The following is an 8,548-nucleotide window of genomic DNA, read 5'->3' as shown; positions in this document are numbered from 1 at the left end:
AGCGGTAGTTCAGTCGGTTAGAATACCTGCCTGTCACGCAGGGGGTCGCGGGTTCGAGTCCCGTCCGTTCCGCCACTCTTTTAGGGGCGTAGTTCAATTGGTAGAGCACCGGTCTCCAAAACCGGGTGTTGGGAGTTCGAGTCTCTCCGCCCCTGCCAGATTAAAATCCTTTGCTCAGGCAAAGGATTTTTTTTTGCCTCGCATAAATATATTCCCAACGCATTCACGCCAAAAAGCGCATTACTGCGCTATTAACGGTGTTTTTAGTAACGATTTAATGATGCTTTGCTTGTCACTATTCTGTAACCATATGGCATACAGTGGTCTTGTTATTATTCCTGAATCAAGAACACGATGGATATTACCTTGTTGTAATGCCCATTCAACAGGAAGAAATGCATAACCGTTAAGTTCAGGAATAAGCTGGCAAGCCATGCTCGCTGAACTGGTAGTGAGAAGCGGGATCTCATCCCCCTGCACAAATTCAGATTCATATTGCTGGAAGTCAGCCCCCCATTCAATGCGCAAATAAGTAAGTGAATCGCGATGGCATTCCGGACTCCCCGCGTACAGAGCAAGATCAAAATATCCCAATAACTGACTGGTAAATTCGTCCATCTTTGGTGCTTCAGTTGTCAGTAGTAAATCGAGTCTGCGGTCATGGAGTTGCTTAACTAAAGACTGACGAGAGGCGATACGCGCCTCATACTGAGAGTTACTATCTTGTTGATATAGCGATGAAAGCCAGTGTGTTAACATACATTCCCATAGAGAGGCACTGGCACCGATACTGAGCTGATTATGCTGTGCAGTCAGGGAAACTTCCTTTTTCGCAGCCAGCCAGGTACTCATTAAATTTTCAGCGTAGGGTAGCAACCGCTCTCCAGCCGTTGTCAGACGAATGTTGTTTCTGTGTCGTGTAAACAGGTTTACACCTAGCTGATTCTCAAGCTGTCGGATGCGAAAACTGACGGCAGACTGTGTCAAATAGAGCGTTTCAGCAGCACGACCAAAATGTCTTGTTCTGCTCACTTCAAGGAATGTTTTAAGTAGTTCGCTATCCACGACCCTCTCCCAAAAAAATTTGTCGTCATGATTTAAATATTTTGTTTTACACTCTGTCAAGCGTAACTAATACTCCGCGCCATAAATAGCCAGACCAAAAGAATTAGGAGCGTGCAGGATGGCGGAAAGTTTTACGACGACTAATCGATTTTTCGACAATAAACATTATCCGCGTGGATTCTCCCGTCACGGTGATTTCACCATCAAAGAGGCTCAGTTATTAGAGCGTCATGGCGTTGCGTTTAATGAGCTTGATCTGGGAAAACGCGAACCAAAAACAGAAGAAGAAATGCTGTTTGTTGCCGTATGTCGTGGTCAGCGCGAACCAGTGACAGAAGCAGAACGCATCTGGAGCAAGTACATGTCACGAATTAAGCGTCCAAAGCGTTTTCACACTCTTTCTGGCGGTAAACCACAGATGGATGCTGTAGAAGACTATAGCGACAGTGACGATTAACTGAAGGGGCCATTGGCCCCTTCAGGCTATACATAAAGAGGGATGATGTGTATGTTTCCTCTTTGTGGTTGCCACCAGAAAACAGATGACTGTTCTGGCTTGTTCTTCGATGGTAGCCACTGAACCGGCAGTGATAACCCGACGGGTGAATGACTTACCCTGCCAGCCTCTGTAAATGCAATAGCAACCGATCTATCGCCCGGTACCCCAGAGCCTCTTGTAAATGTCCCCTGAGGATATTGTCCTGCTGTTGCATATCGGCAATGGTGCGAGCGACTTTTAATAACCGTTGCCATGCTCTTACTGACAGGCCCAGGGCTGTCAGCGTCTCTTCCAGCCATATGGCATCCTCCTGCTCAAGTCTACAGAATTCACGAACCTCATGGTTGGTCAGTACTGCATTGAGCTTTTGCTGACGTGCTAGCTGTTTTTCCCTACAGGCCATCACACGGGCCCTGACCTCAATACTGGATTCGCTATGATGAAGGGGCTTGCTGAGTGTTCCCGGGGAAAGTAATGGTATTTCAACAGAGAGATCAAAACGGTCCAGAAACGGCCCTGACAGACGCCCCAAGTAGCGGAGGATTTGCTGAGGGCTGGCCCGGTTGTGTTGCCCTTCGTAATGTCCAGTAGGCCCTGGGTTCATGGCGGCAATAAGTTGAAAACTGGCGGGATAGGTTATCTTGGCACGAGTACGAGAAATATGTATCTCTCCTGACTCTATTGGTTCACGTAATGAGTCCAGTACTCGTCGGTCGAATTCAGGCAGTTCATCAAGAAATAATACCCCATTGTGTGCCAGCGAAATTTCCCCGGGTTGAGGCAGACTTCCTCCACCCACCATGGAATTAAGTGAAGCACTATGGTGAGGTGCTCTGAATGGACGCTGACGCCACTGACGACAGGAGTATGACGCCCGTATCAAGCTGGTGATAGCCGCGCTTTGTAGGGCTTCCGCATTGCTCAGTGGGGGAAGAAGGGTATTGAGTCGGCTGGCAAGCATGGTTTTACCTGTACCAGGGGGGCCTATCAGTAAAAGATTGTGGCCACCGCTTGCCGTGATCTCCAGGGCGCGCTTTCCCTGGGTCTGACCAACGATTTCGTTCAAGTCGCTGTCACTGGAGGGAAAATGATGCTCCGTGGCGTTCGGCCTTTGCAGGCTGCCTTTACCTTCAAGCCAGTGACACACCCCGGTTAAGTGCTGTGCCACCAAACAACCAGGTTGTTCTATTAATCCGAGCTCATCGGCATTTTCTATTGAACTGACCAGATACCTGCCTGCTTTCATAGACTCCAGTGCAGCGGAAATCGTGCCTGAGACACCGCGTAATGCCCCTGTCAGTGCTAGTTCACCCACAAACTCATACTGATCAAGGATTGCAGTGCATAGTTGCTCAGACGCAGCGAGTAGCCCTAATGCAATGGGGAGGTCATAACGCCCGCCTTCTTTGGGAAGGTCTGCGGGAGCGAGGTTGATAGTTATCTTACGAGCAGGGAAGGTATAACCGCTATTAATAATAGCACTGCGTACCCTATCACGGGCCTCCCGGACCGTAGTTTCAGGTAACCCGACCAGGGTAAGGCCAGGCAGACCCCGACTAATATGGACTTCTACTCTGACTAAAGGTGCACTCACGCCTAACGCTGCACGGGTATGAATAACAGACAGGGACATTGTTCCTCCATGAAAAGGTCATCATGCCCCGCCAGACTGCGGTTAAAAATCATACTTTTGGGATTATTGAATCGGTGTCTGATTATTTTTCCACCTATAATCGGGAGTACATTTTTTTTGGGAGCAGTGTCCCGGTTTGATATTTATTTTCTGGCGCTTCAAAAAAATCAGTTTATTACCTCGTTTGGCAAATTATTTTAATAATCCTATTTTTTATTTAAATTCAATGCCTTTGGTGTAAATTCGTTTTCCTTCCCTTGTTTTCATTATAAAAAAATCTTGTGTTATTATCCAATTCTGTGATAACTCTGTAGGCATTACTTCGAGCAAGATGATAGAACGTACAGAATATGACAGCCCTTCTACGAGTGATTAGCCTAGTCGTGATTAGCATTGTGGTGATTATTATCCCACCGTGCGGGGCTGCACTTGGAGAAAGAAAGGCTTAAAAATCAAGCCTTAATCGAAAAGAAACCCCCGCACCGAAAGGTCCGGGGGTTTTTTATTGGCAAAGAATTTATTATGAGGGCAGATTCTATGTGGCAGCATAAAATTCTGTTTCTCGTGTATTGAGACGGGGAAGTGACTATGAATGGGGCGCAATGGGTGGTACATGCGTTGCGAGAACAGGGTGTAACCACTGTTTTCGGTTATCCTGGTGGCGCAATCATGCCGGTATACGACGCTTTGTATGACGGCGGTGTGGAGCACTTACTGTGCCGCCATGAGCAAGGGGCGGTTATCGCTGCCATCGGTTATGCACGTGCCACCGGGAAAACTGGCGTCTGTATAGCAACATCAGGGCCAGGTGCAACTAACCTGATTACTGGTCTGGCGGATGCCATGCTGGATTCCGTACCGATAGTGGCAGTGACGGGGCAGGTTGGCTCTGCTCTGATAGGAACAGACGCTTTCCAGGAAGTGGATGTACTGGGAATCTCTCTAGCCTGTACTAAACACAGCTTCCTGGTTGAATCGATTGAGGAGCTCCCTGGCATACTGGCACAAGCATTTGAGATAGCTAACAGCGGTCGTCCTGGGCCGGTATTAGTGGATATTCCAAAAGATATTCAACTGGCTGATGGTGACTTTGAAGCTTGCTTATCTGCCGTCGCGGATGCGGAACCATTACCTGCGGCTGAGATTCAGCAAGCACGTGAGTTGTTAGTGGCCGCGAAAAAACCGATGCTGTATATCGGTGGTGGTGTCGGCATGGCACAGGCGGTTCCAGCATTACGTGAATTTATCGCTGTGACGAATATGCCTTCTACGGTCACCCTCAAAGGATTAGGTGCAGTATCACCTGAACATCCATTCTATACCGGCATGTTGGGAATGCATGGGACTAAAGCGGCTAATCTTGCAGTGCAAGAGTGTGACTTGCTCATTGCTGTAGGAGCCCGTTTTGATGACCGTGTGACGGGAAAACTGAATACCTTTGCTCCCCATGCCCAAGTGATTCATATGGATATTGACCCGGCGGAACTGAGCAAATTGCGTCAGGCTCACGTCGCTCTGCAAGGGTCGTTAAGTCAGTTACTCAATGCGTTACAACAGCCCTTGCAGATTGCCCCATGGCAACAGCATATTACCACTCTGAAAGCTGAACATGAGTGGCGCTATGATCATCCCGGCGCGCCTATCTATGCTCCTTTGTTACTCAAGCAACTCTCTGAGCGTAAACCACAGGATTGTGTCGTCACGACGGATGTCGGCCAGCATCAGATGTGGACAGCGCAACATATGACCTTTACTCGGCCAGAGAATTTTATTACTTCCAGTGGACTGGGTACCATGGGGTTCGGTTTACCCGCCGCCGTTGGCGCTCAGGTTGCCAGGCCTGAGGATACGGTGATCTGCGTTTCCGGGGATGGTTCATTTATGATGAATATCCAGGAGCTGGGCACCATAAAGCGTAAGCAACTGCCAGTAAAAATTTTACTACTGGATAATCAGCGCCTGGGGATGGTGCGGCAATGGCAACAACTCTTTTTTGACGAACGTTATAGTGAAACCAACCTCTCAGATAACCCCGACTTTCTTGTACTGGCCAGCGCGTTTGATATCTCTGGACAACACATTACCCGTAAAGACCAGGTAGAAGCCGCCCTTGATGCTTTGCTCACCAGCGACGGCCCTTACATCCTTCATGTTTCAATTGATGAGTACGAGAATGTCTGGCCGTTGGTGCCGCCAGGCGCCAGTAACGCACAAATGATGGAGAAACACTCATGATGCAGCATCAACTTGCCCTGCAAGCCCGTTTTCGTCCAGAAACATTAGAGCGTGTGTTACGCGTAGTGAGACACCGCGGTTTTCAAGTGTGCTCAATGAATATGGTGAGTGCAGTCAATCCTCAAAATATCAACATTGAATTGACTGTCGCCAGCCTTCGTCCAATAGAGCTACTGTTTAGCCAGTTAAGCAAACTGGTTGATGTTGCCTGTGTCGAAGTTCAGCAACCTGCATCACAACAAATTCGCGCTTAAGCGTAAAAAGGATAAAAGCATGACAACCAAGAAAGCTGATTACATTTGGTTCAATGGGGAAATGACGCCGTGGGGCGAAGCGAAAGTTCATGTGATGTCACATGCGCTGCATTACGGAACCTCTGTCTTTGAAGGTATTCGTTGTTATGACTCTCACAAAGGGCCTGTGGTATTCCGCCACCGTGAGCATATGCAACGTTTGCATGACTCAGCCAAAATTTATCGTTTCCCGGTATCACAAACTGTAGATGAGCTGATGGAAGCCTGTCGTGCGGTACTGCGTAAGAATAACCTGACCAGTGCCTATATTCGCCCACTGGTCTTTGTGGGGGATGTAGGGATGGGGGTTAATCCACCTGAGGGTTACACCACCGATGTCATTATTGCTGCTTTCCCGTGGGGCGCTTATTTGGGGGCTGAAGCACTGGATCAGGGCATTGATGCCATGGTTTCCTCATGGAATCGTGCTGCACCAAATACCATTCCGACAGCCGCGAAAGCAGGTGGTAACTACCTCTCTTCATTACTGGTCGGCAGTGAGGCCCGCCGTCACGGTTATCAGGAAGGGATTGCACTGGATGTAAATGGTTATCTCTCTGAAGGTGCTGGTGAAAACCTGTTTGAAGTGAAAGACGGTGTTATCTTCACGCCACCGTTTACCTCTTCCGCCTTACCCGGTATTACACGTGATGCCATTATTAAACTGGCTAAAGATTTAGGGATAGAGGTTCGGGAACAAGTGTTATCACGCGAGTCTCTCTATCTGGCGGACGAAGTCTTTATGTCCGGTACTGCGGCAGAAATTACGCCAGTACGTAGCGTTGATGGTATCCAAGTTGGTGCCGGTCGCTGTGGCCCAGTCACCAAACGTGTTCAGGAGGCCTTTTTCGGCCTGTTCACTGGTGAAACCGAAGATAAATGGGGCTGGTTAGATCCTATTAACGCGCAATAAAACAACACCAGACGGGCGGCATGGACCGCCTGCTTTTTGACAGACTGGAGTAATTAGCATGCCTAAGTATCGTTCCGCAACCACCACGCATGGCCGTAATATGGCTGGTGCCCGTGCCTTATGGCGCGCAACTGGAATGACAGATGCCGATTTTGGCAAACCTATCATTGCGGTTGTGAACTCATTTACCCAATTTGTGCCAGGGCACGTTCATTTACGCGATTTGGGTAAGCTGGTCGCTGAACAAATCGAAGCTTCAGGTGGTGTGGCAAAAGAATTTAATACCATCGCAGTGGATGACGGTATCGCCATGGGACATGGGGGAATGCTCTATTCCTTACCTTCACGCGAACTGATTGCCGACTCCGTAGAGTATATGGTTAATGCCCACTGTGCTGATGCGATGGTCTGTATTTCTAACTGCGATAAAATTACCCCAGGGATGCTGATGGCGGCACTACGCCTCAATATTCCGGTTATCTTTGTTTCCGGTGGCCCAATGGAAGCGGGTAAGACCAAACTGTCTGATCAGATAATCAAACTGGACTTGGTTGATGCCATGATCCAGGGGGCCAACCCAAATATCAGTGATGAGCAGAGCGATCAAGTTGAACGCTCTGCTTGCCCCACTTGCGGCTCCTGCTCCGGTATGTTTACGGCAAACTCCATGAACTGCCTGACTGAAGCATTAGGCTTGTCACAGCCGGGTAACGGATCGCTACTGGCAACGCATTCTGATCGTAAAGCATTGTTCCTTAATGCAGGTAAACGCATCGTCGAACTGGCCAAGCGTTATTACGAGCAAGATGATGCTTCGGCTTTGCCACGCAATATTGCAAGCAAAGCTGCCTTTGAGAATGCGATGACGCTGGATGTTGCCATGGGCGGGTCCACGAATACCGTTCTGCACTTACTGGCGGCAGCTCAGGAAGCTGAAATCGACTTTACTATGACGGATATTGACCAGTTATCCCGTAAAGTTCCTCAGCTGTGTAAAGTCGCTCCGAGTACACCAAAGTATCATATGGAAGATGTTCACCGTGCAGGGGGCGTTCTCGGCATCCTGGGTGAGTTAGACCGTGCCGGACTGCTTAACCGTAATGTGAGCAATGTGTTGGGTCTGACGCTGCAAGAAACCCTTGCGCAATACGATGTGATGCAAACCTCTGATGATTCCGTAAAAAGCATGTTCATGGCAGGGCCTGCCGGTATCCGCACCACTAAAGCATTTTCGCAGTCTTGTCGCTGGGATACCCTGGACACTGACCGTCAAGAGGGCTGCATCCGTTCTAAAGAGTATGCCTATAGCCAGGATGGGGGGCTTGCCGTTCTGTACGGTAACTTCGCGGAAAATGGTTGTATTGTAAAAACTGCCGGTGTTGATGATGGCAGCCTGATATTCCGTGGCCCGGCAAAAGTGTATGAAAGCCAGGATGATGCTGTTGAAGCTATTCTGGGAGGGCAGGTTGTTGCGGGGGATGTCGTGGTCATTCGCTATGAAGGACCCAAGGGCGGCCCGGGTATGCAAGAGATGCTCTATCCAACCTCTTTCCTGAAGTCGATGGGCTTAGGAAAGTCTTGTGCACTGTTGACGGATGGTCGTTTCTCGGGCGGTACGTCAGGTCTGTCGATTGGTCACGTGTCACCGGAAGCTGCCAGTGGCGGTAATATCGGTCTGATTGAAGATGGCGACATGATTGCCATTGATATCCCATCCCGTAGCATCCAGCTTGAGGTTTCTGATGCGTCACTGGCTGAACGCCGCCTTGCACAAGAGGCGCGGGGGGATAAGGCATGGACACCTCGGGATCGTAAACGTGAAGTTTCTTTCGCGTTACGCGCTTATGCAAGCCTTGCCACCAGTGCTGACAAAGGTGCGGTGAGAGATAAAAGTAAGCTTGGGGGTTAGT

At 49.2% G+C, this 8,548-nt stretch carries 8 protein-coding genes and 1 tRNA gene; 7 read left to right on the top strand and 2 right to left on the bottom strand.

The window, feature by feature from the left end:
* Positions 1 to 82: 82 nt before the first annotated feature.
* Positions 83 to 158 (top strand) — tRNA-Trp (locus JK154_RS16470).
* Positions 159 to 240: 82 nt separating this feature from the next.
* On the opposite strand, the gene hdfR is transcribed toward JK154_RS16470, so the two are convergent.
* Complete coding sequence (hdfR, locus tag JK154_RS16465; RefSeq protein ID WP_211993710.1) at positions 241 to 1,065, bottom strand: HTH-type transcriptional regulator HdfR; 825 nt, start codon at positions 1,063 to 1,065, stop codon at positions 241 to 243.
* A gap of 118 nt (positions 1,066 to 1,183) precedes the next feature.
* Here hdfR and JK154_RS16460 point away from each other — a divergent pair, with 118 nt between their 5' ends.
* On the top strand, positions 1,184 to 1,522 hold the full coding sequence (locus tag JK154_RS16460) for a DUF413 domain-containing protein (RefSeq protein ID WP_211993709.1): 339 nt from the start codon (positions 1,184 to 1,186) through the stop codon (positions 1,520 to 1,522).
* 154 nt (positions 1,523 to 1,676) lie between these two features.
* On the opposite strand, the gene JK154_RS16455 is transcribed toward JK154_RS16460, so the two are convergent.
* Complete coding sequence (locus tag JK154_RS16455) at positions 1,677 to 3,197, bottom strand: YifB family Mg chelatase-like AAA ATPase (protein ID WP_211993708.1); 1,521 nt, start codon at positions 3,195 to 3,197, stop codon at positions 1,677 to 1,679.
* A gap of 350 nt (positions 3,198 to 3,547) precedes the next feature.
* Between JK154_RS16455 and ilvL the strand changes: the two genes are divergently transcribed.
* The 5 genes from ilvL (at position 3,548) to ilvD (ending at position 8,547) form a co-directional block, all read left to right on the top strand.
* Positions 3,548 to 3,646 (top strand): ilv operon leader peptide, encoded by a 99-nt coding sequence (gene ilvL, locus JK154_RS16450; protein WP_211993704.1) that lies wholly within the window; start codon positions 3,548 to 3,550, stop codon positions 3,644 to 3,646.
* A 139-nt stretch (positions 3,647 to 3,785) separates the two neighbouring features.
* The gene (ilvG, locus tag JK154_RS16445) at positions 3,786 to 5,432 is read left to right on the top strand and encodes an acetolactate synthase 2 catalytic subunit (RefSeq protein WP_211993703.1); all 1,647 of its coding nucleotides are present in this window, start codon (positions 3,786 to 3,788) and stop codon (positions 5,430 to 5,432) included.
* Positions 5,429 to 5,686, top strand: a complete 258-nt coding sequence (gene ilvM, locus JK154_RS16440) for an acetolactate synthase 2 small subunit (protein WP_211993701.1) — start codon at positions 5,429 to 5,431, stop codon at positions 5,684 to 5,686. The genes ilvG and ilvM overlap by 4 nt, the downstream gene beginning before the upstream one ends.
* A gap of 19 nt (positions 5,687 to 5,705) precedes the next feature.
* The gene (gene ilvE, locus JK154_RS16435) at positions 5,706 to 6,638 is read left to right on the top strand and encodes a branched-chain-amino-acid transaminase (protein ID WP_211993698.1); all 933 of its coding nucleotides are present in this window, start codon (positions 5,706 to 5,708) and stop codon (positions 6,636 to 6,638) included.
* A 58-nt stretch (positions 6,639 to 6,696) separates the two neighbouring features.
* On the top strand, positions 6,697 to 8,547 hold the full coding sequence (ilvD, locus tag JK154_RS16430; protein ID WP_211993696.1) for a dihydroxy-acid dehydratase: 1,851 nt from the start codon (positions 6,697 to 6,699) through the stop codon (positions 8,545 to 8,547).
* The last annotated feature ends 1 nt before the right edge of the window (position 8,548 follow it).

Source organism: Citrobacter sp. JGM124, assembly GCF_018257795.1.
Lineage (GTDB): Bacteria > Pseudomonadota > Gammaproteobacteria > Enterobacterales > Enterobacteriaceae > JGM124.
This window is presented reverse-complemented; position numbering and strand designations above follow the sequence as displayed.

Excerpts from the sequence above, each read along its gene's own strand:
- JK154_RS16460 (WP_211993709.1), top strand. The coding sequence starts at position 1,184 with ATGGCGGAAAGTTTTACGACGACTAATCGATTTTTCGACAATAAACAT.
- JK154_RS16455 (WP_211993708.1), bottom strand. The coding sequence starts at position 3,197 with ATGTCCCTGTCTGTTATTCATACCCGTGCAGCGTTAGGCGTGAGTGCA.
- ilvL (WP_211993704.1), top strand. The coding sequence starts at position 3,548 with ATGACAGCCCTTCTACGAGTGATTAGCCTAGTCGTGATTAGCATTGTG.
- ilvG (WP_211993703.1), top strand. The coding sequence starts at position 3,786 with ATGAATGGGGCGCAATGGGTGGTACATGCGTTGCGAGAACAGGGTGTA.
- ilvM (WP_211993701.1), top strand. The coding sequence starts at position 5,429 with ATGATGCAGCATCAACTTGCCCTGCAAGCCCGTTTTCGTCCAGAAACA.
- ilvE (WP_211993698.1), top strand. The coding sequence starts at position 5,706 with ATGACAACCAAGAAAGCTGATTACATTTGGTTCAATGGGGAAATGACG.
- ilvD (WP_211993696.1), top strand. The coding sequence starts at position 6,697 with ATGCCTAAGTATCGTTCCGCAACCACCACGCATGGCCGTAATATGGCT.